Annotated in this window: 2 pseudogenes; one reads left to right on the forward strand and one right to left on the reverse strand. The window is 77.0% G+C overall.

Annotated elements, in window-relative coordinates:
• Positions 1-314: pseudogene (locus C1I95_RS34490) on the reverse strand (Acg family FMN-binding oxidoreductase); the annotation flags it as partial.
• Positions 315-357: 43 nt separating this feature from the next.
• Between C1I95_RS34490 and C1I95_RS34495 the strand changes: the two are divergent.
• Positions 358-444, forward strand: a pseudogene (locus C1I95_RS34495) (16S rRNA (guanine(966)-N(2))-methyltransferase RsmD); the annotation flags it as partial.

Raw genomic sequence — 444 nt, forward strand, 5'->3', positions numbered from 1 at the left:
GGTCGGCGCGGCAGGTCCGGCAGCAGCCGGGCCACCACGTCCGGTTCCGCCGGGTACGGGCGCAGCCGCACCGTCGCCGGGGTGCCCGCCACCGCCAGGGCCAGGCGCAGGTTGAACAGGGCCGCCCCGCCGGCGACGCGGGCACCCCAGCCGCTCGGGTCGGTGGCGGGCAGCCGGCGGGCCGGGTCGACGAGCACCTCGATCCCGCCGTCGCGCAGCCGGAACCGCCACGGCTGGACGTTGTGCAGGGACGGCGCGCGGATCGCATCGGTCGCGGCGGCCCGAAGCTGTTCGACGGTATAGCCGGTTTCCATGGTCGTGCCCCCTCGCGCTCGTCGGTACACCACCACGGTGCCCGCCAACGCGCGTGCCGCCCGGGTGATCCGGGAGAACGTGGCCGCCCTGCGGGTGGCACCCGCCGCCCGGTTGGTCACCGGCAAGGTC

This window comes from Micromonospora craterilacus (assembly GCF_003236315.1).
Classification (GTDB): Bacteria; Actinomycetota; Actinomycetes; order Mycobacteriales; family Micromonosporaceae; genus Micromonospora; species Micromonospora craterilacus.